The sequence below is a fragment of the Pseudomonas sp. PDM16 genome, from assembly GCF_014851865.1.
GTDB lineage: Bacteria > Pseudomonadota > Gammaproteobacteria > Pseudomonadales > Pseudomonadaceae > Aquipseudomonas.
On record NZ_JACVAM010000029.1, the window covers coordinates 1 to 546 of the forward strand.

Annotated in this window: 1 protein-coding gene; it reads left to right on the top strand. The window is 48.5% G+C overall.

The genetic code is table 11. The features are described from left to right. Positions 1 to 488: hypothetical protein (locus IB234_RS23805; RefSeq protein ID WP_225580788.1), on the top strand; the 488-nt coding region annotated here is incomplete at its 5' end. Between the last annotated feature and the right edge of the window lie 58 nt (positions 489 to 546).

Consider the following 546-nt stretch of genomic DNA (forward strand, 5'->3'; position numbering starts at 1 on the left):
CGTTAGCATCAAGGAACATCATGAAAGCATTAATCCTAACCCCACTGTTAGCCATCTTGACCGGCTGTGCAGTCACTCAGTATCAGGGGTACGCAGGTCCTGCCAAGCCCGACAAAGAAGTAGCTATTGTCCGCCTTTGGACTCCAACAGAGACCAATGTCTTCTCATCACCAGGCCTTTTAATGCAGGAAATCGATGGAAGCTCGGCTGGGGATGTGGGCCGTTCCTCCCATGCTTACCTGCTCCCTGGTGAACACAAGTTCAAAGTTGGCTTTATCCAAGTTAAAGCACACAATCTTCTATGCGGCGCTCTTTGTGGCGCAATTTTCAATAAGCCGGCCGAATTTAAATCAACAGTTATGGCTGGAAAGACCTATGTTCCTAAATATGTTAATGATGAAAAAGGGACTGTAGTTCTCGAAGAGCAGTCTGCTAATTTCGACAAAACCTGCTTGAACCCGCGCGAATACACACCGGAGCGCTGCTAACAATGCGCTCAACTGACGCTCACTTCGTTCGCTGGACGTCCAAAAGCTGCGCTTTTGG